This is a genomic window from Daejeonella sp., assembly GCF_044232565.1.
In the GTDB taxonomy this organism is placed as follows: Bacteria; Bacteroidota; Bacteroidia; order Sphingobacteriales; family Sphingobacteriaceae; genus Daejeonella.
The window spans coordinates 1-24,463 of record NZ_JBIILQ010000010.1 but is presented as its reverse complement, the minus strand read 5'-3'; the positions used below and the strand labels follow the sequence as shown (position 1 = coordinate 24,463).

Genomic DNA, 24,463 nt, shown 5'->3' with positions numbered 1-24,463 from the left:
AAATAACGGCAAAAAATATTTCATTGGAGCCTTTAATTGCAGCTTCAATTGGGCTATATCCTTCTTCTACCTTTTTATAGATATTCTCTGTGACTACAATTCCATCATCTACCACTAATCCAGTTGCGAGTACAATGGCGAGCAAGGTTAATACGTTAATGGAAAATCCAAAGAGGTACATAATAAAAAATGTAGCAATCAAGGAAACAGGAATATCTATCAATGGTCTAAATGCCATGCTCCAATCGCGGAAGAACAAAAATATAATGATGATTACTAGGATGAGTGAAATTAATATGGTTTCGGCCACCTCGGTTACGGATCTCTGGATAAAAATGGTCGTATCTAATGCAATGTCAATTGCAAAATCTTCTGGGAGGTCTTTTTTTAATTGTTCATATCGCTTGTAAAATTCTTTTGAAATTTCAAGGTAATTAGCCCCTGGTTGTGGCTGTATCGCTATCCCAATCATTGGGGTTCCCGACTGGCGAAGCATGGTTTCTTCATTTTCAGGGCCTAAAATAGCGGTTCCTATATCTCTTAGGCGAACTGTATTGTCTCCCGAACTTTGGATGATTAAATTGTTAAATTGCTCTTCATTGGCTAAATTACCTAAGGTTTTTACAGATAATTCGGTCGAATTACCCGTGATTTTTCCTGATGGGAGCTCTACGTTTTCTCTGTCGAGTGCATTTTTTACGTCTAAAGCGGTAAGGCGATAGGCAGCGAGTTTCGCAGGGTCAATCCAAATGCGCATGGCATATCTTTTCTGCCCCCAAATTTGCACACCACTTACTCCAGGTATGGTTTGTAGACGCTGAGAAATAACATTTTCAGCATAATCGCTTAACTCTAGTTGATTCCTTTTATTGCTCTGAAGTGTCATAGACAGGATTGCTTCAGAATTTGCATCCGCTTTTGATACTACAGGCAAACCATCAATATCTTTGGGTAATTGACGTACAGACTGGGAAACACGATCTCTTACATCATTTGCAGCCTCTTCGAGATCTTTCTCCAAGTTAAACTCGATATTGATATTGCTAGTTCCTTGATTACTAGAACTACTCACACTTTTAATTCCCTCAATACTATTAATTGCTTTTTCTAAAGGCTCTGTTATTTGAGATTCTATGATGTCTGAATTGGCTCCAGGGTAGCTAGTACGTACCGAAACAATGGGCGGGTCGATTGATGGATATTCTCGTACACCTAAAAAATTAAATCCGATGATTCCGAAAAGGACCAGTAATAGATTCATTACAATCGCTAATACAGGCCTTTTTATACTGGTGGTGGATAAACTCATTGTTCTAATATTTTTAATTTAAAAACTGCCCTGATTTTTCAAGCATATTAATTGACCACTGTAACTTGAACAGGAGCATCATTTTTCAAAGACATGATTCCAGTAGTTAGTACCGTATCGCCAACACTCAAACCAGAGCTAATTAAAACGGATTTCTCAGTTCTAGTTCCAGTTTCAACCATCACTTCCTTCGCTTTTCCATTTGAGCTGATAAAAACTTTTTTCCCCATTAAAACGGGAATCACGGACTCAGTCGGAATTAAAATAGCATCGTTTGTATTAGTTAATGGTAAGTCAATTTTTGCAAATGAACCCGGCAGTAATTCGCCATTAGAATTGGAGGCCTTCGCTTTCAACTGTAAGGTACGAGTGGAAATATTTATGCCCGGTTCGATAGCATAAACAGTTGCAGTATAAACATTCTTTGATCCAGCAACAGTAAATGTAATTGCAGTATTCATTTTGATTGTTCCGGCATATTTTTCAGGAATAGAAAACAAAATCTTTACCGGATTGGTACTTACCAAGCGGGCGATATTGCTGGCGGGAGTAATGTATTCGCCTGCAGAAATTGAGCGCAAGCCTATTTTTCCGCTAAATGGTGCACGAATCAATGTTTTGGAAAGCTGGGCTCTAATGAGTTGAGTTTGTGATTGTAATGATTTAAGTTCAGCCAGTGCAACATCGTATTCTTCGGCACTAATTGCCTCTTTTTTGAGGAGCATGGCTGCACGGAATTCTGTTTCTTGAGCCAGTTTTTGCCTCGTTAATGCTTGGGATAATTGTGCTTGTAGTTCAAGATCATTGATCTTAAGTAAAATCTCACCTTTGCTAACAGCGCTGCCTTCTTTAAATTGAATTGACGTTACAAGTCCTGAAATTTCACTGCGTATATCAACTTGTTCATTCGCTTCAATTGATCCGGAGACAGAAAGCGAATTGGAGAAATTCTCGTTTTTAACTACAATGCCATTTACCTTTAAAGCCGATGCCGGTCCGCCTGGTCCGCGACCTCCCGAAGCAGATTGCTGTGCTTTATTTTTCCCGAAACGATAGGCAATAGCTCCGCCAATTAGAATTGCTAAGAGCAGATAGATGATATACTTTAATTTCATTTGATATTTATTTTTCTTTATTTTTAATTAAAAATATTTTTTTGATTATAGTTACTTGATAATCAGAATATTATTGAGGATTTTCAAATCAATGTCGGATTAAAAACGATTGATTTGTGAGGGGAATCCAGTATCATTAATATACAAATCTATTTTTAAACCTTGTATTTTGGGTTAATGTAGCATTTATTTTACAGCCTTTAATTTAATAACTACTAAGAAATGTATTAAAAAGTTATTTTTGACAAAAATCATTAATTATTCGTTTATGAAACATTTAATATCCTTATTACTTATTACAATGATTACTACTACTTTGAGTGCGCAAAATAAAATTGCTTTTGAAGTTTCATTCTCGGAACCTCAAGCACATTATGTGGATGTGGCAATGGAAATCTCAGGTATAAAATCTCCTTATATCGATTTGAAAATGCCTGTTTGGACTCCTGGGTCATATTTAATTAGGGAGTTTGCCAAAAATGTAGAGTCTTTTAGTGCTCTGAATGTTGGTGGGACATCGCTCAATGCAGAAAAAATTAATAAAAATACTTGGCGAGTAAATACTCAAGGTAGCAGTCAGGTAAAAGTTACTTATCGTGTTTACGCTTTTGAAATTTCCGTACGCACTAGTTTTGTAGATGAGTCTCACGCATTTTTATCGCCAACCGGAATATTTATGTACCCTGAAGGGCATATCAATAAAGCTTCTACCATCACAATTAAGCCTTATAAAAACTGGACAAAAATATCTACGGGTCTTGAATTGCTTGGATCTAGTGCGAATACCTTTGTTGCACCAGATTTTGATATACTTTATGATTCTCCGTTTGAAATTGGTAATCAGGATGTTTTTGAATTTGATGCTGCGGGTGTTAAACATGAGGTAGCCATGTATGGTGGGGGCAATTATGATCCTGAAATATTAAAGCGTGATATGGCTAAAATTATCGTGGAGCAGACTAAAACTTTTGGGGTAAACCCGAATAAAAGATATGTTTTTATTGTACATAATTTTAATTCTGGTGGCGGCGGACTAGAGCATTTAAATTCGACGGTTTTAGGTGCAAGTCGTAACTCTTATGACACAGAAGCGGGACGATTAAGATTCTTGAGCCTTGTTTCGCATGAGTATTTTCACTTGTGGAATGTAAAGCGTTTGCGTCCAATTGCTTTAGGGCCATTTAATTATGAGGCTGAAAACTACACTACTAATTTGTGGATAGCTGAGGGTTTCACAGCCTATTATCAGGATATCTATACAAAAAGAGCCGGCCTACTAAGTCCGGAGCGCTACGTTGCCAATCTAGCCAATTTGATAGGCCAGGTTGAAAACCAACCGGGTAACCGTGTGGATCCTGTGAGTCAGGCAAGTTTTGATTCTTGGATTAAACAATATCGTCCAAATGAAAACTCGGCTAATTCTACCATTTCTTATTATAGCAAAGGGGCTTTGATTGCCTTAATTATGGATCTGGAGATCATTCATTCTTCAGGAGGTAAATCGGGGCTTGATGAAGTAATGAAAGCGATGTATGAAGAATATTATCTAAAGAAATCTAGAGGTTATACTGATGCGGAATTCAAGGCAATGGCAGAGAAGATTGCTGGTAAATCTTTTGATGATATTTACGCTAATTACATCAATGGGGTAAAAACTATTGACTATAATAAGTACTTAAATTATGCTGGCTTATCTTTGGTTGATGATGCTGTATCAGGAAAAGAGGCGTATTTGGGAGCCAATACAAGTCTTCGCGATGGAAAAATAATCGTTACCAGTGTTTTACGTGAAAGTCCGGCTTGGATATCAGGCCTAAATGTAAATGACGAAATTCTTGCAATGGACGATCAGCGAATTAATAATGTTTCAGATCCTCGTTTAACAGAAGTAAACAAATTTATCAGCACGAAGCAGGTTGGTGATAAAATAAAGGTTCTTATTAATCGTGATGGTGAATTATTAAGCATCGACGTGACACTTCTTAGAAACCCGAGTCATAAGTTTAGAATGGTAAGCCTTGATACGGCCACTCCATCGCAGATAGCGGTAAAGAAGAGATGGCTAATGCTTAAATAGTTAAACAAAAAAGCAGCCCTCGGGCTGCTTTTTTATTAAAATGTAAACCTGATTGCCAATCCTAGATCATTAGAGCGTAAGTCTGAATTGGGTGTAATTTCTAATCTTGGTCGCCAGTCCATTGCAAAATTAATTGGTGCTCCTTCAATTTTGTAATCTAAGCCTATAACTCCATCGGCACTAAAGAATAAATCGCCATCAAAATCTTTTCTTTTGTATGACCCTATACTTCCACCTCCGCCATAAAACCATAATAGTCCGGGTGCCCCCTCAATAGGATTATGAACTTCATAAAGTGCGGTGAAGAAAAGTCGATTGAAGTCTTCATTATTTCTGAACGACAAATTTAGATCAAGCGCCTTATTTGAATTTAAAAAGGTTTTGTAGTTTATTCCATTGTATGGACCTAATCGAACACCAATGGTGTTTTCATAAGTTTGCGCCTGTGCATTCGTGTTTGCTAACATCAAAAATGCAACAGTAAAGCTTAGTAAAAGTAGTTTTTTCATAATTTCTTTTTTCATCCTTCGGGTCATTCAAATACAATGCCAACAAGTATTTGGGGCAAAAAATTATTTTTGTAAATTAAAAGGGTATAAATCAATTCCTTCATCAGCTAAAAAGCACTAACTAAAATAATTCTTATTGACAGTACTCATATTTTTAGCTATTTTGCTGAATTAACTGATAAAATCATTGTTCTTATGGCACAAATAACACGCGTTTTTGATCTTCTACAGCTCTCACTTGATAAGTTTCAGAAGGATGATATGGTGGCAGCCAAGCAGGATGGTCTTTGGGTTAAATATTCAACCGAAAAATTTGTTGGCCTAGTAAACGGATTAAGTCGCGGTTTGATTGCCAGTGGAATTAAAAAGGATGATAAGGTAGCCATCATGTCACCAAATAGACCTGAATGGAATATTTGTGATTTTGGTATCATGCAGATTGGCGCAACACAGGTTCCTATGTATCCAACATTGGCCGAGAATGATATAAAATTCATTTTGAAAGATGCTGATGTTAAAATCGTATTCGTTTCTGATAAAATATTATTTGATAAACTAGATAAGGTTCGGACTAAAGATTCTCTTGAGTTCGATATCTATAGTTTCGACAAAATGGAAGGGGTTCCGCATTGGATGGAATTGTCTGAGTTGGCCGATCGTTCAGAACCGATAGATTTACAAGTCTATCGTGATCGAATCACACCGGATGACCTACTAACATTAATTTACACTTCTGGTACTACCGGAACGCCCAAGGGGGTTATGCTGACGCATGATAATCTAGTTAGTAATTGCATTGCCTCCTCTGTGATGTATCCTAAAAACTTCGCAAAAGCTTTAAGCTTTCTGCCTCTTTCTCACATCTTTGAACGCATGGTTTTTTACATGTATTTTTATTTGGGAATCTCAATTTACTATGCTCAAAGTATGGATACCATTGCCGCGGATCTTATAGAAGTGAAGCCACACGGTTTTACCACCGTTCCACGTTTGCTTGAAAAAGTGTACGATCGTATTGTGGCAAAAGGGGCAGAACTGACAGGAATTAAAAAACAATTATTCTTCTGGGCACTCAATTTGGGACTTAGGTATGAGTTAGAGGGCAAAAACGGCTTTTTTTATGAATTACAGCTTAAAATTGCCAATAAAATTATTTTCCCGAAATGGCGTGAAGCTTTAGGAGGAAATATTATGGCATTAGTTTCGGGCGGCGCTGCTTTGCAGCCTAGGTTAGCTCGTGTGTTTTGGGCCGCTAAAATGCCAGTCCTTGAGGGCTACGGCTTAACAGAAACATCGCCGGTTATCGCAGTGAATGGTCTTGATCCTGGAGCTGCAAAATTTACAACAGTAGGCAAAGTTATTAAGGATGTAGAGGTTAAAATTGCTGAAGATGGGGAGATTTTATGCAAAGGGCCTAATGTGATGAGGGGCTATTATAATCGTCCCGACTTAAGTGATGAGGTAATTGATAAAGATGGTTTCTTCCATACTGGCGATATTGGTGAGTTTGTGGATGGTGTTTACCTTCGTATTACCGATCGAAAGAAGGAGATTTTTAAAACAGCAGGGGGGAAGTATATCGCTCCTCAAGTGTTAGAAAACAAGTTTAAAGAATCTCCATACATTGAGCAAGTGATTGTGATTGGCGAAAATGAGCGCTTCCCCGCAGCATTAATTTTACCTTCATTTCCGGCATTATCCGCTTGGTGCACAAGGTCCGATATTCCATACACCACTAATGAGGAAATGATTAAAAATCAGCGCGTCATTGATAAAATACAATCGGTAATTGATCATTTTAATCAGGATTTCGGGAATTGGGAAAAGGTGAAAAAATTTGAATTATTGTACAATGAATGGAGTATTGACGGAGGCGAGTTAACGCCGAAGTTAAGCCTAAAAAGAAAAGTTATTTTACAGAAATATATAGATCAAGTTGAGAAAATTTATAATAATGGATAAGAATATTAAAAACCTGTCAAATTTATTGATTCTGTGCACCTTCAGTTTGTTTTTAACGGCTTGTGTTGGCGGACAAACAGGTAGGAATAACAGTGGACAATACAAAAATGGAATGGTAGTTTCTGCTCATCCAGAGGCATCAAAAGTAGGTCTTGATATCCTTAAAAAGGGTGGAAATGCAATAGATGCGGCAGTTGCGGTGCAGTTTGCATTGGCAGTAGTTTATCCAGATGCCGGAAATATTGGTGGCGGTGGTTTTCTCGTTTACCGCTCTGCAAAGGGCGAACTTGCAAGCTTAGATTTCAGGGAAAAAGCCCCGGGAAAAGCTACACGCGATATGTATCTCGACGCTGCAGGAAATGCCATTACAGAGAAAAGCATTTTTGGTCATTTGGCAGCAGGTGTTCCTGGCAGTGTAGATGGGATGGTGAAGGCCCATGCTAAATTTGGTAAACTAAGCTGGGCAGAAGTTGTACAACCTGCTCTAAATCTTGCTCAAAATGGCTTTTCTATCACCGAAAGTCAGGCGAGGGAGTTTGCTGGGATGCAAAAATCAATCAAGAAGTATAATCCTGGAAAAACTTATTTTATAAAAGATAAATGGACTAAAGGTGAACTATGGGCTCAAAAAGATCTTGCCAAAACCCTGCAATTGATTCGTGATAAAGGTCGCGATGGTTTCTATTCTGGTGAAGTGGCTGATCTCATTGTTGCCGAAATGCAAAAGGGTGGCGGTTTAATCACTAAAGAGGATCTTAAAAATTACCAAGCTCAGTGGCGTGATCCTCTAGTAGGAAATTACAAGGATTATAAGATAATAACTATGCCCCCTCCTTCAAGTGGTGGAATTGCATTATTGCAATTGCTAAACTCTGTAGAAGGCTATCCCTTAAAACGATATGGTTTCAATTCAGATTCAACCATTCAGCTTCTAGTTGAGGCAGAAAGACGCGTTTATGCGGATAGAGCAACCCATTTGGGTGATCCTGATTTTTATAAAGTGCCTCAAAAGTATCTGATTAATCCCAGCTACTCTACACAGCGAATGGGTAATTTTAATTGGAATAGAGCCACTTTAAGTTCTGATATCAAAGCTGGTGAAGCCCCTATAGAGAGTGAGGAAACTACACACTTTTCTATAGTCGACCGCCAAGGGAATGCAGTAGCTGTAACTACAACGCTCAATGGGGGCTATGGCTCAATGGTTTTTGTAAATGGTGCCGGATTTTTACTGAATAATGAAATGGACGATTTCTCGGTAAAGCCAGGAACACCAAATATGTTCGGACTCCTAGGTGGCGAGGCGAATGCTATTGAACCCGGAAAAAGAATGCTGAGCTCCATGACTCCTACCATTCTTGAAAAAAATGGCGACCTTTTTATGGTTGTAGGCACTCCCGGTGGATCTACCATCATCACCTCCGTTTTTCAAACAATTTTGAATACAATCGAATTTGATATGAGCATGCAAAGGGCAGTAAACGCCAAGAGGTTTCATCATCAATGGCTGCCCGATGAAGTGCTAATTGAGAATGGCGGCTTTGACAGCTTGGTAAGGGTTAAGCTTGAAGGAAAGGGCTATAAATTCAGAGAAAGAAAGGCAATCGGTCGAGTAGATGCAATCTTAAAAACTAAATGGGGTTATTATGAGGGTGGGGCAGACCCTCGTGGCGATGATACCAAATTAGGTTGGTAGTTGATCACTGTAATTCTTATGGCTATCTGAACGGGTATTTTACAAGGGATGTTTGGCTCATGCCATCCTTTTCATAAAGCGCGATACATTGTTTTTGATAGGTCTTTTCTATGTTTTGGTCCTCGATTTGTAGCTTTCCGCGAAAAGGATTGTCGCTAAGAAAAAAATATACGCGCGTAGTGCCATATTTATTGTGAGGCATATAATTGCCATATTTCTCCATGGATTCCCAGTTTTCTTCATCCATAGTTACGGCATAAATTCGGACTATCGGTCCTGTGTTTTGCTCATTTCTAAGAAAGGCAGTTTCCCTTAAATTTCCATTCAAATCCTTAACTCCCGGAGTACTCAGCGCACTCCAAAGCATTGCTGCAATAATTACAATAGAAATAATAAAAAGGTATAATTTATTTTTCTTCATCCTTTTACAAAGCTAAGCTTAAAATTGCTTAAAAAAACCCTTCAAATCTTCGAATAAATATGATTTTTCACTTGCATTATAAATTTCTTATTAATAAATTTGCTATGCTTGCATAGTAAATTGAAATGAAGCCTGAAGAAACTGTAGATTTTTTTTTAAAGATTGTTTGGCAAACGGTTGCCAATAAATATAATCAGATTGCCTCCGATTTCGGGATTACACAAGCCCTAGGATACATGCTAATCAATATTCATGAAGAGGGCACTGCGGTATCGCAAATTGCCGCTTTATCAGGGGTGAAGTCAACAAGTTTGTCAAGGATCCTAAAAAACATGGAGGAGTTAGGCCTCATTTTTAGAGAGATTGATCCGAAGGATAAAAGATCGGTAAAGATATTTTTGACCCCCTTCGGGAAAGAGAAACGGCAATTGGCAAAAGGTGTTGTGCGCAGTTTTAATGAGTATTTAAATACTCATATTTCTGATAAGGATAGACTTCAGTTAATAAAAACATTAAACAAAATAAATCAACTAACCGCTGATTATAAACCTCAGCCTCACTTTTCGGAACCTTCGAGAGGTGAGGCTTGAATTGAAAAGATATGAAACGAGTGATTAGAAAAGTTGCAGTATTAGGTTCGGGAATAATGGGGTCTCGAATTGCTTGTCACTTCGCCAATATTGGGCTTGAAGTGCTCTTATTAGATATTTCTCCAAAGGAATTGAATCCTGATGAACAAGCAAAAGGGCTTGATCTGAACCATAAAACCGTTCGAAATCGCATTGTTAATGCAGCCCTCGACACGACTTTAAAATCAAATCCATCCGCAGTTTTTTCAAAAAAGGTAGTTTCAAATATCACGACAGGTAACTTCGATGATAACATGAAGGAAATTGCTGCTTGCGATTGGATTATTGAGGTGGTTGTTGAAAAGCTTGAAATCAAAAAGTTGATCTATGATCAGGTAGAAAAATATAGAACTGCTGGGACTCTAATAAGCTCCAATACTTCCGGGATTCCGATTCATTTAATGTCTGAAGGACGGACAGATGATTTCAGGGCTCATTTTTGTGGAACACACTTCTTCAATCCGCCACGTTACCTCCGCCTACTTGAAATAATTCCTACTCCTGAAACTACTCCAGATGTGATTGATTTCTTCATGCATTTCGGGGATAAATTTCTTGGAAAAACTACCGTTTTATGTAAGGATACGCCCGCTTTTATAGCTAATAGAGTAGGTGTTTACTCCATTATGGCCCTTCTTCATATGGTACAAAAAATGGACCTAACGGTTGAAGAAGTTGATAAATATACTGGTCCCGTGTTGGGAAGACCCAAATCGGCCACTTTCCGAACCACAGATGTAGTGGGCTTAGATACCATGATTAATGTAGCTGGTGGTTTATTTAATAACCTTCCCAATGATAAAGCACATCAACTGTTTGAACTTCCCGATTATGTGAAAAAGATGCAGGAAAATCATTGGCTTGGCGATAAAACAAAGCAGGGTTTTTATAAAAAAGTGAAGGGTGCTGATGGGAAATCAGAAATTCTGGCTCTAGACCTTAAAACTTTAGAATATAAAGCGCAGCAAAAAGTAAAATCCCCAACGCTTGAAGCATGCAAACTGGTTGATAATTTGCGTGAGCGAATGAAGGTTTACGCGGCTGGTACAGATAAAGCTGGGGAGTTTTTCCGGACCTCTTTCTTCGGTCTTTTTGAATATGTTTCAGATCGTATTCCTGAAATTTCCGACGAGTTGTATCGCGTAGATGATGCAATGAGAGCAGGTTTTGGCTGGGAACTCGGTCCCTTTGAAGTTTGGGATGTACTTGATGTAAAAACTGCCCTCGAGGGAATGAAGAAGAACGGTAATGAAGCTGCCCCTTGGGTGCATGAAATGCTTGCTGCCGGTCATGATTCCTTTTATAAGGTTGAAAATGGTGTTAAAAAATATTATGATATTCCTTCTAAGGCTTATAGGGTGGTTCCAGGGTCTGAGGCGTTTCTGATTTTAGATAATATTCGCGCTAACAATACCATTTGGAAAAACGCAGGCACTACCATCACTGACCTCGGTGATGGGATCTTAAACCTTGAAATTCATACAAAAATGAATACCATAGGTGGGGAAGTTATTCAGGGTTTGAACAAAGCTATTGACCTTGCAGAAAAAGATTTTAGAGGCTTAGTAATTGGTAATGATGGTGCTAATTTCTCGGCAGGTGCTAATATTGGGATGATATTTATGGCTGCCATTGAGCAGGATTGGGATGAAATAAATTTGGCTATCCGCATGTTCCAAAATACGATGATGCGGATGCGCTATTCGAGTATTCCTGTGGTTGCTGCAGCTCACAATCTTACCCTTGGTGGTGGTTGTGAATTGTGTTTGCATGCAGATTTTGTTCAAGTAAATGCCGAAACCTATATGGGTTTGGTAGAATTTGGTGTAGGCTTAATTCCTGGGGGTGGCGGGACTAAAGAATTCGCCCTCCGACTTTCGGATGAGTTTAAAGAGGGTCAAATCGAGCAAGTAGCACTTAGAGATCGCTTTTTAACAATCGGTCAGGCTAAAGTTTCTACCTCTGGCAGGGAGGCATTTGAACTTGGTTACCTACAAAAGGATAAGTTCGGAATCACGATGAACCGCAGCCGCTTGATTATTGATGCTAAAAACAAAGCGCTAGAACTCGCTCACAATGGTTATACACAGCCGCTTAGACGTAAAGATATTCGAGTTTTAGGTAAGCAGGGTTTAGGGATTGTTTATGCAGGAGCGAATTCGATGTACGCAGGGAATTTTATCTCAGAGCATGATAAAAAAATCTCTGAAAAATTGGGCTACGTTTTGTGTGGTGGTAATTTATCGCAGCCAACCCTAGTTTCAGAACAATATTTGCTCGATTTAGAAAGAGAAGTATTCCTTTCACTTTGTGGTGAACGAAAAACTTTGGAGCGTATTCAAAGTATTTTAACTAAGGGGAAGGCTTTGAGGAATTAGATGAGAAGGGAGTATATAGTAGTTAGTACTGAGTAGTTAGAAATCAGATCGGTCAAATTTTTAAAAATGCACAAGTATAAAGAGTTGAAATTGTGGCAAAAGTCAATTGATTTAGTTACCTCGATATATTTATCGACGCGTTCTTTTCCATCTGTTGAGAAATTTGGTTTAGTTTCTCAAATAAATCGTGCAGCGGTTTCCATTCCTTCTAACATTGCTGAAGGGGCTGGAAGAAATTCAGATAAAGAGTTTCTCCATTTTTTGTCAATTGCGCAAGCTTCTTCGTATGAATTGGAAACACAATTAATCATATCGAAAAATTTAAATTATTTATCAGTTGGAGTATTAGATCAATTAACAATACAAATTGAGGAAATTCAAAAAATGAATTACTCGATTCAATCTAAGTTTAAGAAAAAAGCAGATGGAACTTAGTACTAAACCTAATTTATTAGTTGAAGAATTTGATCAATTAACAATACAAATGAAGGATTTCAGAAAATGAATTACTCCATTAAATCTAAATTTAAGCATAATGTAGTTAGTACTAAATACTAACTACTAATTACTAACTACTAATCATGGAACAAGCATATATAATCGCAGCATATAGAACAGCAGTTGGAAAGTCTGCCCGCGGCGTATTTCGTTTTACACGTGCCGATGACCTCGCGGCAGATGTTGTCAAGCATTTGATGGCGGCAGTCCCAAATTTGGATAAAGATGAAATTGATGATGTAATTGTTGGAAATGCTACGCCTGAGGCTGAGCAGGGACTAAACATTGCAAGGATGATTTCTTTGATGGGTTTAAATACGGATAAAGTGCCTGGGGTTACGGTAAATAGGTACTGTGCTTCGGGTTTAGAAACTATTGCTATTGCAACTGCAAAAATAAAATCTGGCATGGCCGATTGTATTATTGCAGGTGGTGTTGAAGTGATGTCGGGTATGCCTTTTGGCGGATGGAAATTGGTGCCCAATGCAGACGTTGCTAAAAATAATCCCGATTGGTATTGGGGCATGGGACTCACAGCTGAGGCTGTTGCCAAAGAATATAGCGTGAATCGTGAAGATCAGGATGAGTTTTCGTTCAAATCTCACCAAAAAGCAATTGCAGCTATTAAGAATGCGCACCTGAAGGATGGTGTGGTTCCAATTACTGTGAAGGAAACTTATTTGGACGAAAACCTAAAGCAGAAAATCAGAGAGTTTGTAGTGGATACCGACGAAGGTCCGAGAGCCGATACCGCAATCGATAAACTTGCAAAATTGAAGCCTGTATTTGCTGCTGGCGGTACGGTAACTGCAGGAAACTCATCACAAACATCGGATGGAGCAGCATTTGTACTAGTCGTTTCCGAGCGAATGTTAAAAAAACTAAATGTACAACCTATTGCGCGAATGGTAAGTTATGGTGTTGCTGGCGTGCCTCCCCGAATTATGGGTATCGGTCCGATAGAAGCCATTCCTCTTGCCCTCAAAAAGGCTGGAATGAAACAGGATGATCTTGATTTAATCGAATTGAATGAAGCATTTGCTTCTCAGTCGCTTGCTGTAATACGCGCGCTAAACCTTGACCAAGACAAAGTTAACGTGAATGGTGGTGCTATTGCCCTTGGGCATCCACTTGGATGTACTGGTGCAAAACTTTCTGTTCAACTGTTTAATGAATTGAAAAGGCGGGATAAGAAATTCGGAATGGTAACTATGTGCGTAGGAACGGGACAAGGTGCAGCAGGGATTTTTGAAATAATGTAGAAAGAACCAAGAATAAAGAACCAAGAATAAAGAACAATGAAAAAACTTGTTAGAAAATCCTAATAAGTCCTTACTCTTTGCTCTTTATTCCTTAATCAATATAAATATGGAATCATTAAAAAATAAATCGATCAAAGGCGGAGAATTCATAATCCGTGAAACAGCATGTGAAGATATTTTCATTCCTGAAGAGTTTGATGAAGAGCAACTGATGATCAAGAAAACCTGCGAAGATTTTCTTGAATCGGAGGTTTATGCCAATTTGGATAGAATTGACAAGCTCGAAGAGGGTTTGATGGTTAGTTTAATGGACAAGGCTGGCGAGCTTGGTTTGTTGGCCGTTTCAATTCCTGAAGAGTATGGTGGCTTTGGAAAAAATTTCAATACATCAATGCTTGTAGCTGATTCTGTCGGACCAGGGTGTTCATTTGCGGTGGCTCTTTCAGCACACACAGGGATTGGTACTTTGCCCATATTGTATTATGGAAATCAAGAGCAAAAAGATAAATATATCCCGAAACTGGCAACCGGTGAGTGGAAGGCTTCCTACTGTCTGACAGAGCCAAACTCCGGTTCGGATGCCAATTCGGCAAGGACAAAAGCGGTGCTTAATGAAGCGGGTACACATTACCTAATCACCGGACAAAAAATGTGGATCACCAATGCCGGATTTGCTGATATTTTTATCGTTTTTGCAAAAATTGATGATGATAAAAATCTTTCTGCATTTATTGTAGAGAAAGATTTTGGAGGGATTTCCATGAATCCTGAAGAGCATAAAATGGGAATTAAAGGATCCTCCACACGTCAGGTGTTTTTTAACGATTGCCCCGTTCCTGTCGCCAATTTACTTTCAGAGCGTCAAAATGGATTTAAAATAGCGGTTAATATTTTAAATATTGGTAGAATTAAACTGGGAGTTGCGGCAATTGGGTCTTCGCGTAGAGTTTTAAATCATGCCATTAATTACGCTAATGAGCGTGTTCAGTTTGGTTTGCCAATCTCAAAGTTCGGTGCTATCCGCTATAAACTCTCCGAAATGGCCTGCAGGAATTTTGCAATAGAAAGTGCAGCTTATCGTGCAGGACAAAATATAGACGATGCCTACGATGCACTAGTTGCAGAAGGAATGGATCCATCACAAGCAAAGCTTAAATCTACAGAGCAGTTTGCTGTAGAATGTGCCATTTTAAAGGTTTGGGGATCAGAAATGCTTGATTATATTGTTGATGAAGGTGTTCAGGTTTATGGTGGGATGGGCTATTCTGCCGATGCGCCAATGGATCGTGCTTATCGCGATAGTCGTATCAATAGGATATTTGAGGGCACAAACGAAATTAATCGAATGCTGATTCTAGATATGCTTTTGAAGCGTGCCATGAAGGGTGAGCTTGATCTAATGACTCCCGCTCAAGCCGTAGCATCCGAATTAATGTCGATTCCTGATTTTGCTGAGGAAGATACTACTCCATTCGCCGCTGAAAAGAAAGTATTACAAAATCTTAAAAAAGCAGGATTAATGATTGCCGGTGCCGCTGTACAAAAATTAATGATGACTCTTTCTAAAGAACAAGAAATTTTAATGAATATCGCTGATATTATCGGTTATGTTTATGTACTTGAGTCGACCATTCTTCGTGTAGAAAAACTAGTTAAATTGAGAGGTGAAGATGCTTGTAAGGGCCAGCTAGATTTGATGCGGATGTATTTATATCAATCGGTAGATAAGGTGGCAATAGCCGGTAAAGAAGCGCTTTGCTCTTTTGCAGAAGGCGATGAGCTGAGAATGATGCTTGTAGGCCTTCGTCGATTTACGAAAATTGAACCTTTTAATATCAAAGATGTTAGACAGCGTGTTGCCAAACAGCTGATTGACGCCAATAAATACTGTTATTAATATAAATGCTCATCAGCACAAGCTTTTTTGCTGATGAGCATTAATCTTTATCATGATTCTGTCAATGTTTTCTATGCTGTCTGTTTTCTTTGGAAATATGACAATATTTCAACGGTAGAAAACAATCCTATCTATTGTATTTCCGATATTTGTAGAAATTTTAATTGAACCTTGTGGATCTAAGAAATCATGTTTCGCCTAATTGGATTGTGCTTCTAATAAAAAAATATGAGTTTTCTTTTTTGAATAATATTTTTTCAGTACTTCATTATCCAAAAATGCTTTACATTCCCCTAAGAGTTAATATTCTGTAAATTTGAAAAGAGGCTTTAATAATCAAGACTAAATAATTTGTAAAATGGCTAAGAAAAAGACTTTAATTACAGCAGAAGAACTGCAAAATGCCTATGTAGACTATGTGTTAACACAGGGCCGCATGCCAAATTCTGTGTACGTTTTCGCAAAGGAAAATGAGATGTCTGAGGAAGAGTTTTATGCTCATTTTGGATCTTTTGAAGGAATTGAGCAATCTATCTGGACAAGCCTTTGCCAGAAAGCGCTTACTGAAGTTGAAAATCAGGAAATTTGGTCTCAATACTCTTCAAGAGAGAAGGCCCTTGCTTTTTTCTATGCATTGATTGAACTTCTTAAAAGTAAGCGAAGCTTTGTGCTTTATAGCCTTAAAAATTCAAGTCCCAAAGTAGGTTCTCCGTCCGTTTTAAAAGGAGTTAAAACTATTTTTGAGGGCTTTGCTACTGGAATTATTAACCAAGGTGTTGAGGTAGGCGAACTGGCAGATAGGAAGTTTTTTACCGGCAAATACAAGGATGCGCTATGGATGCAGTTTGGTTTCATCCTTAATTTCTGGGCTAAAGATAGCAGTGCTGGTTTTGAAAAGACTGACGAAGCTATCGAAAAAGGCATTAATGTAACTTTTGATCTATTTGAAAAATCTGCTCTCGATAGTCTTCTTGACTATGGTAAGTTCATGATGAACAACGGTGGCATGAAACAAAATATGAAGTTTTAATTACAATTTTTATTGGCCAAGCGCCAAGAAATATGAAAGAACAAGAAAGTATCCCCACCTCAAAAACACAGCGATCAGCAAAATTTGTTAAAACAGGTTTTAAGGTTGGTGGTAATTATATAAAGCATTACTCTAAAAGATTATTTAATCCTGATCTTAGTAAAGACGAGTTAAACCTCAACAATGCGACAGATATTTATACTTCTTTAAGTGAGCTAAAGGGAAGTGCATTAAAGGTTGCGCAGATGCTTAGCATGGATAAAAATATTCTTCCGAAAGCTTATGTGGATCAATTTACCCTATCGCAATACAATGCGCCTCCTTTATCAGGGCCACTTATTGTAAGAACATTTGCTAAATATTTCGGAAAGTCGCCGGCCCAGATTTTTGATGAGTTTAATATCAAATCTACAAATGCTGCATCAATAGGGCAGGTTCATCAGGCCGTTCTTAATGGGAAGAAGTTGGCTGTTAAAATACAATATCCAGGGGTTGGAGACAGTATTTCATCTGATTTAAAAATGGTGAAGCCATTTGCTTTTCGCTTGCTTGGAATGAGTCAGAAGGAGCTTGAAGTTTATATGACAGAGGTTGAAGAACGACTGCTGGAAGAAACCGACTATGATCTGGAAATTAAACGCTCAATCGAGTTTTCTGAGGCTTGTAAAAATATTCCAAATCTTATTTTCCCAACCTATTACCCAGATTTATCGTCGAAACGAATCATTACCATGGAATGGCTTGACGGTATGCACCTCAAGGAGTTTTTGAAAACCAATCCAACACAAAAAATTCGTAACCAAATAGGGCAGGCACTTTGGGATTTTTATAATTTTCAGCAGCATGAATTAAAAGCTGTACATGCAGATCCTCACCCAGGCAACTTCTTAATGAGGCCTGATGGTACATTGGGAGTGATTGATTTTGGTTGTATTAAAGAAATGCCTATTGATTTTTACAATCCTTTCTTTTCCTTAATCTCTACGGATATGCTTCAAGATAAAGGAAAAACGATTATAGCCTTCCGTGAGTTAGAAATGATCCGTGAAAATGATAATGAATCGCAAATTGAGTTTTTCTATCAGGTTTACAAGGAAATGATTGAGCTTTTTGCTCAACCATATATGTCGAAAACTTTCAATTTTAATGAGAAAGGTTATTTTGAAAAGCTCTATAATTATGGCGAAAGAATCGCCAAAATGCCCGAGTTTAAGCAGGCAAGGGGAGTTAAGCATTTTATTTATGTAAATCGGACTAATTTTGGTCTGTATAATATGCTCGGTGAACTTGGAGCAACTGTAAAAACAGATACTTGGAAACCTCATATCAATATAGTTTCTTAACGTGTATTTTGCAATCTTTGTTTGTTATTTATCTTTCGCAAGCATGTTTTTAAACTATTTATTTTGTTAAATAATGTTAATCCTTACTTTTTAACATTTAAAAGGATAAATTTGCAGGATTATGAAGATTAATAAATTATTGATTTTATCTTTCATGATGGCCCTTACTTTGGGTTCATGCATGAAAAGTGATGATTTTGACCCTGCCAAGCAAGCGGAATTAGAGGATGCCTTAATTGTGAAGTTTGTTGCTGACAATAAGATAACAGCAATTAAACATTCAAGTGGGGTCTATTATCAGATTATAAATCCAGGTAGTGGCTCAAAAACTTATACTGCAACCACTCAGGTTACTGCAAAATATACAGGTAGATTGCTCGATGGGACAGTATTTGATCAAGCAATAAGCCAGCCTCTTGCTTTTCCACTTGGGAATGTAATCGTTGGATGGCAAATAGGGGTGCCTTTAATCCAAAAGGGTGGAAAAATTAGATTGCTTATTCCTTCAGGATACGCTTATGGTACTAGTGCCGCTGGTAAAATACCTGCTAATTCAGTTCTTGATTTTGACATAGAACTGATTGATGTTCAATAACATATAGACGAAATGAAACTATTTTTAAAATACATTTTTCCTGTTTTTTTATCTTTAACAATCCTTATTTCTTGTCAAAAAGAATATGAGACAATTGATGTAATTGACGATAGAAATGTTCAGGAGTATATTCAACAGAATAAATTAAACGTCAGTGAATATCAAAGTACGGGTATTTATTATCAGGTAGTGGCGCCAGGAACCGGTCCGGAAGTGCAATATTCAGATATGGTGCCCGCAATCATTACAACTCGCTCATTGGATGGCAAGTATCTATCAATTGATACTTTTAGTGTTTCTAATAGATACTATAATTATCTAGGTTATTTTAATCCTGAAGCTATCCGCTTGGGTGTAAAAGAAGTATTGAAAAAGTCGAACGGTACCATTAGAATGATTGTTCCATCGCGTCAAGCTTATGGCCGAAATGGCTTAGGGAGCATCCCAGGCAACACATCCCTTGATATTACGGTTCGCGTTTTAGATTTAGCTAAAATAGCCGAATATGAGGATTTTACAATAAAAAAGTATATGCAGTCTAACTCCCTGACTGGTTTTACTAAAACTTCAAGTGGCTTATACTACAAAATTTCTCAGCCGGGAACTGGAAGCTCGATAAGCACGAGTTCAACTATCGTGGCAAACTATACGGGTAAATTACTTAATGGAGTTGTTTTTGATAAAGCTGCTGTTGGAAGTGAAGCAACTTTTACATTAAATTCATTAGTTACAGGTTGGAAAGAGGCATTGCCTTTAATTAAGCAAGGTGGTGCAATTCGTTTGATTGTTCCCTCTTCGCTGGCTTATGGCTTAAATGGCAGTACACCAACAATACCTTCATTTTCTGCACTTGACTTTGATATTGCTGTTACAGAAGTAAAATAGTAGGCAGGCTAAATTGACCAGTGTTTTGTCATTAAAATTTTCGTTACTCCGGACTTTGCGTTAGGGGTAGCACTAACTACTGATATAATTCTGCAATTGTTCTATCGTTTGTTTTTGATCTTCTATTACAAATTTAACAAGGTCGCCGATTGAAATTATTCCAATTGGAAAGCCATTTTCAAGGATTGGTAAATGCCTAATCCGTCGTTCAGTCATAATATGCATACAATGATCAATACTTGTGCTGAGCTCGATGGTTACGAGTTTATCGGTCATAACCTCTGCAATTTTAGTTTCTTTGGAAGATTTTCCGAGCAAAATAATTTTCCTTGCATAATCTCTTTCTGTAAATATTCCTTTCAGTTTAGATTCATCTATAACAAGTAAAGCACTGATGTTTTTATCCATCATCACTTTTAAAGCATCTAATACTGAGGTTTCTGAGGTTACAGAAATTATCGATTTGAAGTTGTTTTGGATAATATTATTTACTGTTTTCATAGTAGGATATTTTATCTAACTAAATATAATTAAATATTATCGGTTAATTAGGACTATTTTTTTTAAAATAACTTCCTAGTTGCCAATGCTTAGCGTATAAATTCCGAATAAATTATTGCCAATTATATCTAGACTGCTATTTATCAAAAATCTTACAAGAAAATGATCAATAAAACCAATTCTAGACCGTAGTTTTGCTTAAATTTTTAGAAGAAAAAATTCTTCTTTTAAAGGCAATCAAGGATAATCCTTAATATATATGAGCGGGAAAACCATTTTAGTTTGGTTTAGAAAGGATTTACGAATTCACGATAATGAGATTTTGTCTGAGGCTGTACGCAAGGGTGATCATATCATTCCTGTTTATTGCTTTGATCCAAGGCATTTTGAACTAACGCCATTTAATACCTCTAAAACAGGTATTGTTCGCACTAAATTTCTTTTGGAGAGTGTAGCCGATTTACGGAAGTCGTTTCAAAATGCGGGTGGCGATCTGATTATTCGAGTAGGTAAGCCTGAAGTAATTCTTCCCGAATTGGTTTCAAAATATAATGTATATGAGGTATTTCACCATCGTGAAGTGGCCTCTGAAGAAACTGGGATTTCGGCTTTAGTTGAAGATGCGCTATGGAAATTAAAGATTAATCTTAAGCATTTTATTGGGCATACGCTTTATCATAAAGAAGATTTACCCTTTCCAATTAATAATATTCCGGATGTATTCACCAATTTTCGTAAAAAGATTGAACGAGATAGTGCTGTAAGAAGCTGTTTTGAAGCTCCAAGCTTGATGAGCTTCCCAAAAGATGTGGAATATGGTGAACTTCCAGATCTGTCTGAATTGGGTATTAGTGGTGAAGTGCCAAGCGATGAGCGCTCCGTTATGAAATTTAAGGGTGGAGAATCAGAGGCTTTAAAGAGATTGCAGGATTATTTCTGGACCTCAAATTCCGTTAAAACGTACAAGCAAACTAGAAATGGCTTAATAGGAGCAGATTACTCCTCTAAATTTTCAGCCTGGATTGCTTTAGGATGTCTCTCGCCGCGTGAAGTATATGGGGAGATAAAGAAATATGATCAAGTTTATGGGTCTAATGATTCTACCTACGGACTTTTTCTCGAATTGTTGTGGCGTGATTATTTCCGCTACATGTTCAAAAAGTACGGGAATAAATTCTTTCAAAAGACTGGTTTTAAAGGTGTTGCGCCTGAGGAAGGTGAAAATCAATTGGAGTACTATGAGCTATGGAAAAAAGGTGAAACCGGAATTCCGTTTGTAGATGCAAATATGCGAGAACTCAATGCTACTGGCTTTATGAGTAATAGAGGGCGTCAAAATGTGGCAAGCTTTCTAGTTAAAGATCTTAAAGTTAATTGGATGTGGGGAGCAGCATACTTTGAAGAGAAATTGATTGATTATTGTCCGGCGAATAACTGGGGGAATTGGGCTTATATCGCTGGGGTTGGGAATGATCCTAGGCCTTTTAGGTATTTCAATGTGCTGAAACAAGCGCTGGATTATGACCCTCAAGGCGAATATGTAAAGCTGTGGTTCCCTGAGTTAGCCCCGCTAGGTATAAGTCATATTCATCAGCCTTGGAGGCTTTCTGAAAATGAACGTGCTGAATATCAATTAAAAAGCTTCGTAAATGCGCCAATTTATGCGCCAGAACTGGGTGCTACAAAAGGAAAAATCTAAGTTTTTTTTTCGACTTATCTTCATTTGAACATTTCAAGCTGTTTCTTAAACATTTTTTCCTAATTTCACGATCAAATCCTCTGTGAAAAAGTGCTGTTGTTTAATTAAAAAATAGCGCTTAATTTTCATGATTCTATGCTTTAAATCTTATTTTTGTGTCGTAAAAGACATTGTTTTTAAATGGACAAATTATCATACCTCAGTAACGCGAATTCCGAATACATCGATTCTCTTTATCAATCATACAAAGAAGACCCAAATGCCATAGATTTTGGATGGCAGAAATTTTTTGAAGGTTTCGATTTTGGTCGTGGATCTCAAGCGGGAGTTGTTAGTGCTGAAACTCCCGATCATTTTCTTAAAGAGATCAAAGTTTTAAACCTTATCAATGGATATAGGCAACGTGGACATCTGTTCACTAAAACCAATCCTGTTCGTGAGCGCAGATCCTACTTTCCAGGAAAGGAACTTAGTACTTTTGGTTTAGAAGAATCAGATCTTAATACTGTTTTTAATGCCGGTGTTGAAGTTGGCCTTGGTGCCGCAACATTAAAAGAAATTTTAGCATTAGTTGAGCAAACCTATTGCCAATCCATAGGTGTTGAATACAAATACGTTAGAAATCCGGAGAAACTTAAATGGTTCGAGCACCGAATGGAATCGGAGCGAAATACTCCAAACTTCAATACTGACACCAAAAAAAGAATTTTAAGTAAGCTGAATGAAGCCGTTGTATTTGAAAATTTTCTAGGTACTAAGTTTCTAGGTCAGAAAAGATTTTCATTGGAAGGTGCTGAGGCGGTGATTCCTGCTTTGGATTCGGTAATTCACAAAGGTGCCGAACTTGGGATTGAAGAATTTGTAATCGGTATGGCGCATAGAGGACGTTTAAATGTCTTAGCCAATATCATGCAGAAAACTTACAAAGATATTTTCTCCGAATTTGAAGGTAAAGGATACGATGCAAACACGCCATTTGGTGGCGATGTAAAGTATCACATGGGCTATTCTACAGATATTAAAACCGATTCAGGAAAGAATGTTCACCTTAGTTTATGCCCTAATCCATCTCACCTAGAAACCGTAGATTCGGTAGTGCAGGGAATGGTACGCTCGAAAATTGATTTTAAATACGAAGGGGATTACAAACGTATAGCACCCATATTGATCCATGGGGATGCATCTTTAGCTGGCCAAGGTATAACCTATGAGGTATTACAAATGGCGAAGCTCGACGGTTATAGAACGGGTGGAAGCATTCACCTTGTAATTAACAATCAAGTTGGATTTACAACTAATTACAAAGACGCTCGCTCATCAACATATTGTACCGATCTAGCAAAAGTGACCCTTTCGCCAGTATTTCACGTAAATGGCGATGATGTCGAAGCAATAGTTTATGCCATAAACATGGCGGTTGAATACCGTCAGAAGTATCATAATGACGTGTTTATTGATATTCTTTGTTACCGTCGTTATGGTCATAATGAAGCGGATGAGCCCAAATTCACTCAACCTCTTTTATATAAGTCGATTGAAAAGCATGCAAATCCTCGTGAAATTTACAACCAAAAATTATTAGATCAAGGTACTGTTGATGCCAATCTGGCGAAAGAAATGGAAAAAGATTTCCGTGCTCTTTTGCAGGAAAAATTAAATCAAGCCAAAGAGGATCAAACCTATTCGGCGGTTCATCAGATTTTTAGTGGGACATGGACTGGCTTAAAGTTAGCTAAAGAGGGAGCGATATTGGAGCCTGTAGATACGAAAGTGTCTGAAAAAGAAATGCTTGACCTGGCGAAAGCCATTAGCACACTGCCTAGCGGAAAGAAATTTTTCAAGAAAATTGAGAAACTTTTTGATGAGCGTAGAAAAATGGCTGACACAAAAGTATTTGATTGGGCAATGGGCGAATTATTAGCTTATGCTACCTTGCTTCAGGAAGGCTTTAGAGTACGTATCAGTGGTCAAGATGTAGAAAGAGGTACTTTTTCGCACCGTCATGCTGTGTTAACCTTGGAAGATTCTGAAGAAGAGTACATTCCATTAGCACAGTTGAATTCCGATACAGCGAAATTTGAAATTTACAATTCCCATCTTTCAGAATACGGTGTTTTGGGCTTTGAATATGGTTATGCGCTTGCAAATCCCATGGCTCTAACCATTTGGGAGGCTCAGTTTGGTGATTTTGTGAATGGCGCCCAAATAATAATCGATCAATTTATTACCAGTGCCGAAACTAAATGGCAACGCTCTAATGGCTTGGTTATGTTGCTCCCGCATGGTTTTGAAGGGCAAGGACCGGAACATTCTTCGGCTAGGATAGAGCGTTTTATGGAGGCTTGTGCTGATGATAATATACAGGTTGCGAATTGTACAACACCTGCAAATCTGTTCCATATAATACGTAGGCAGCTTAAGCGGGATTTCCGCAAACCTCTAGTTGTATTCACACCGAAGAGTTTGTTGAGAAGTCCGAAGTGTGTAAGTAACCTCAACGAGTTTACAAAAGGTAATTTCCAGGAAGTAATCGACGATAGCTTTGTAAAGGCAGCAGATGTTAAACGTGTTCTCTTTTGTAGTGGAAAGGTTTATTATGACCTTCTCGACAAGCAGCAGAATGACCAGAGAAAAGATGTGGCAATTGTTCGTTTAGA

19 protein-coding genes are annotated in these 24,463 nt (G+C 37.9%); 14 read left to right on the top strand and 5 right to left on the bottom strand.

What is annotated here, in order from left to right:
- Both ACILQF_RS01520 and ACILQF_RS01515 read right to left on the bottom strand, forming a co-directional pair.
- On the bottom strand, positions 1 to 1,309 hold a 1,309-nt coding region (locus tag ACILQF_RS01520), incomplete at its 3' end, for an efflux RND transporter permease subunit (RefSeq protein ID WP_395625644.1).
- A gap of 47 nt (positions 1,310 to 1,356) precedes the next feature.
- Positions 1,357 to 2,424, bottom strand: a complete 1,068-nt coding sequence (locus tag ACILQF_RS01515; protein WP_395625643.1) for an efflux RND transporter periplasmic adaptor subunit — start codon at positions 2,422 to 2,424, stop codon at positions 1,357 to 1,359.
- 268 nt (positions 2,425 to 2,692) lie between these two features.
- On the opposite strand from ACILQF_RS01515, the gene ACILQF_RS01510 reads away from it, so the two are divergent.
- A complete protein-coding gene (locus ACILQF_RS01510; protein ID WP_395625642.1) occupies positions 2,693 to 4,501 on the top strand; it encodes a M61 family metallopeptidase in 1,809 nt (602 codons plus the stop codon).
- 35 nt (positions 4,502 to 4,536) lie between these two features.
- On the opposite strand, the gene ACILQF_RS01505 is transcribed toward ACILQF_RS01510, so the two are convergent.
- Positions 4,537 to 5,010 carry a hypothetical protein gene (locus tag ACILQF_RS01505; protein WP_395625641.1) on the bottom strand — a complete coding sequence of 158 codons (474 nt, stop codon included), beginning with the start codon at positions 5,008 to 5,010 and terminating at the stop codon, positions 4,537 to 4,539.
- Between the two features lie 195 nt (positions 5,011 to 5,205).
- On the opposite strand from ACILQF_RS01505, the gene ACILQF_RS01500 reads away from it, so the two are divergent.
- Both ACILQF_RS01500 and ggt read left to right on the top strand, forming a co-directional pair.
- On the top strand, positions 5,206 to 6,972 hold the full coding sequence (locus ACILQF_RS01500; protein WP_395625640.1) for an AMP-dependent synthetase/ligase: 1,767 nt from the start codon (positions 5,206 to 5,208) through the stop codon (positions 6,970 to 6,972).
- Positions 6,965 to 8,668, top strand: coding sequence for a gamma-glutamyltransferase (gene ggt / locus ACILQF_RS01495; protein ID WP_395625639.1), 1,704 nt, complete (start codon positions 6,965 to 6,967; stop codon positions 8,666 to 8,668). The genes ACILQF_RS01500 and ggt overlap by 8 nt, the downstream gene beginning before the upstream one ends.
- A 22-nt stretch (positions 8,669 to 8,690) precedes the next feature.
- Here the strand turns inward: ggt and ACILQF_RS01490 are convergent, their stop codons facing one another.
- Positions 8,691 to 9,089: a hypothetical protein gene (locus ACILQF_RS01490; protein WP_395625638.1), complete on the bottom strand. Its 399-nt coding sequence runs from the start codon at positions 9,087 to 9,089 to the stop codon at positions 8,691 to 8,693.
- A gap of 125 nt (positions 9,090 to 9,214) precedes the next feature.
- Between ACILQF_RS01490 and ACILQF_RS01485 the strand changes: the two genes are divergently transcribed.
- The 9 genes from ACILQF_RS01485 (at position 9,215) to ACILQF_RS01445 (ending at position 19,606) form a co-directional block, all read left to right on the top strand.
- Complete coding sequence (locus tag ACILQF_RS01485; RefSeq protein ID WP_395625637.1) at positions 9,215 to 9,679, top strand: MarR family winged helix-turn-helix transcriptional regulator; 465 nt, start codon at positions 9,215 to 9,217, stop codon at positions 9,677 to 9,679.
- 11 nt (positions 9,680 to 9,690) lie between these two features.
- Positions 9,691 to 12,096: a 3-hydroxyacyl-CoA dehydrogenase NAD-binding domain-containing protein gene (locus tag ACILQF_RS01480; RefSeq protein ID WP_395625636.1), complete on the top strand. Its 2,406-nt coding sequence runs from the start codon at positions 9,691 to 9,693 to the stop codon at positions 12,094 to 12,096.
- A 66-nt stretch (positions 12,097 to 12,162) separates the two neighbouring features.
- Complete coding sequence (locus ACILQF_RS01475) at positions 12,163 to 12,531, top strand: four helix bundle protein (RefSeq protein ID WP_395625635.1); 369 nt, start codon at positions 12,163 to 12,165, stop codon at positions 12,529 to 12,531.
- 146 nt (positions 12,532 to 12,677) lie between these two features.
- On the top strand, positions 12,678 to 13,856 hold the full coding sequence (locus ACILQF_RS01470) for an acetyl-CoA C-acyltransferase (protein ID WP_395625634.1): 1,179 nt from the start codon (positions 12,678 to 12,680) through the stop codon (positions 13,854 to 13,856).
- A gap of 106 nt (positions 13,857 to 13,962) precedes the next feature.
- Positions 13,963 to 15,753: an acyl-CoA dehydrogenase family protein gene (locus ACILQF_RS01465; RefSeq protein ID WP_395625633.1), complete on the top strand. Its 1,791-nt coding sequence runs from the start codon at positions 13,963 to 13,965 to the stop codon at positions 15,751 to 15,753.
- Between the two features lie 358 nt (positions 15,754 to 16,111).
- Positions 16,112 to 16,783, top strand: coding sequence for a TetR family transcriptional regulator C-terminal domain-containing protein (locus ACILQF_RS01460; RefSeq protein ID WP_395625632.1), 672 nt, complete (start codon positions 16,112 to 16,114; stop codon positions 16,781 to 16,783).
- A 32-nt stretch (positions 16,784 to 16,815) separates the two neighbouring features.
- A complete protein-coding gene (locus tag ACILQF_RS01455) occupies positions 16,816 to 18,126 on the top strand; it encodes an ABC1 kinase family protein (protein ID WP_395625631.1) in 1,311 nt (436 codons plus the stop codon).
- Positions 18,127 to 18,247: 121 nt separating this feature from the next.
- Positions 18,248 to 18,721: an FKBP-type peptidyl-prolyl cis-trans isomerase gene (locus ACILQF_RS01450; protein WP_395625630.1), complete on the top strand. Its 474-nt coding sequence runs from the start codon at positions 18,248 to 18,250 to the stop codon at positions 18,719 to 18,721.
- 12 nt (positions 18,722 to 18,733) lie between these two features.
- The gene (locus ACILQF_RS01445; RefSeq protein ID WP_395625629.1) at positions 18,734 to 19,606 is read left to right on the top strand and encodes an FKBP-type peptidyl-prolyl cis-trans isomerase; all 873 of its coding nucleotides are present in this window, start codon (positions 18,734 to 18,736) and stop codon (positions 19,604 to 19,606) included.
- 72 nt (positions 19,607 to 19,678) lie between these two features.
- Here the strand turns inward: ACILQF_RS01445 and ACILQF_RS01440 are convergent, their stop codons facing one another.
- Complete coding sequence (locus ACILQF_RS01440) at positions 19,679 to 20,107, bottom strand: CBS domain-containing protein (RefSeq protein ID WP_395625628.1); 429 nt, start codon at positions 20,105 to 20,107, stop codon at positions 19,679 to 19,681.
- A gap of 259 nt (positions 20,108 to 20,366) precedes the next feature.
- Here ACILQF_RS01440 and ACILQF_RS01435 point away from each other — a divergent pair, with 259 nt between their 5' ends.
- Positions 20,367 to 21,806 (top strand): DASH family cryptochrome, encoded by a 1,440-nt coding sequence (locus ACILQF_RS01435; RefSeq protein ID WP_395625627.1) that lies wholly within the window; start codon positions 20,367 to 20,369, stop codon positions 21,804 to 21,806.
- Positions 21,807 to 21,986: 180 nt separating this feature from the next.
- Positions 21,987 to 24,463: 2-oxoglutarate dehydrogenase E1 component (locus tag ACILQF_RS01430; RefSeq protein ID WP_395625626.1), on the top strand; the 2,477-nt coding region annotated here is incomplete at its 3' end.

Bases quoted from the DNA above. Each gene is read 5' to 3' on its own strand.
- ggt (WP_395625639.1), top strand. From the start codon at position 6,965: ATGGATAAGAATATTAAAAACCTGTCAAATTTATTGATTCTGTGCACC.
- ACILQF_RS01480 (WP_395625636.1), top strand. From the start codon at position 9,691: ATGAAACGAGTGATTAGAAAAGTTGCAGTATTAGGTTCGGGAATAATG.
- ACILQF_RS01455 (WP_395625631.1), top strand. From the start codon at position 16,816: ATGAAAGAACAAGAAAGTATCCCCACCTCAAAAACACAGCGATCAGCA.
- ACILQF_RS01460 (WP_395625632.1), top strand. From the start codon at position 16,112: ATGGCTAAGAAAAAGACTTTAATTACAGCAGAAGAACTGCAAAATGCC.
- ACILQF_RS01465 (WP_395625633.1), top strand. From the start codon at position 13,963: ATGGAATCATTAAAAAATAAATCGATCAAAGGCGGAGAATTCATAATC.
- ACILQF_RS01500 (WP_395625640.1), top strand. From the start codon at position 5,206: ATGGCACAAATAACACGCGTTTTTGATCTTCTACAGCTCTCACTTGAT.
- ACILQF_RS01490 (WP_395625638.1), bottom strand. From the start codon at position 9,089: ATGAAGAAAAATAAATTATACCTTTTTATTATTTCTATTGTAATTATT.
- ACILQF_RS01445 (WP_395625629.1), top strand. From the start codon at position 18,734: ATGAAACTATTTTTAAAATACATTTTTCCTGTTTTTTTATCTTTAACA.
- ACILQF_RS01450 (WP_395625630.1), top strand. From the start codon at position 18,248: ATGAAGATTAATAAATTATTGATTTTATCTTTCATGATGGCCCTTACT.
- ACILQF_RS01470 (WP_395625634.1), top strand. From the start codon at position 12,678: ATGGAACAAGCATATATAATCGCAGCATATAGAACAGCAGTTGGAAAG.
- ACILQF_RS01440 (WP_395625628.1), bottom strand. From the start codon at position 20,107: ATGAAAACAGTAAATAATATTATCCAAAACAACTTCAAATCGATAATT.
- ACILQF_RS01485 (WP_395625637.1), top strand. From the start codon at position 9,215: ATGAAGCCTGAAGAAACTGTAGATTTTTTTTTAAAGATTGTTTGGCAA.
- ACILQF_RS01505 (WP_395625641.1), bottom strand. From the start codon at position 5,010: ATGAAAAAACTACTTTTACTAAGCTTTACTGTTGCATTTTTGATGTTA.
- ACILQF_RS01510 (WP_395625642.1), top strand. From the start codon at position 2,693: ATGAAACATTTAATATCCTTATTACTTATTACAATGATTACTACTACT.
- ACILQF_RS01515 (WP_395625643.1), bottom strand. From the start codon at position 2,424: ATGAAATTAAAGTATATCATCTATCTGCTCTTAGCAATTCTAATTGGC.
- ACILQF_RS01435 (WP_395625627.1), top strand. From the start codon at position 20,367: ATGAGCGGGAAAACCATTTTAGTTTGGTTTAGAAAGGATTTACGAATT.
- ACILQF_RS01475 (WP_395625635.1), top strand. From the start codon at position 12,163: ATGCACAAGTATAAAGAGTTGAAATTGTGGCAAAAGTCAATTGATTTA.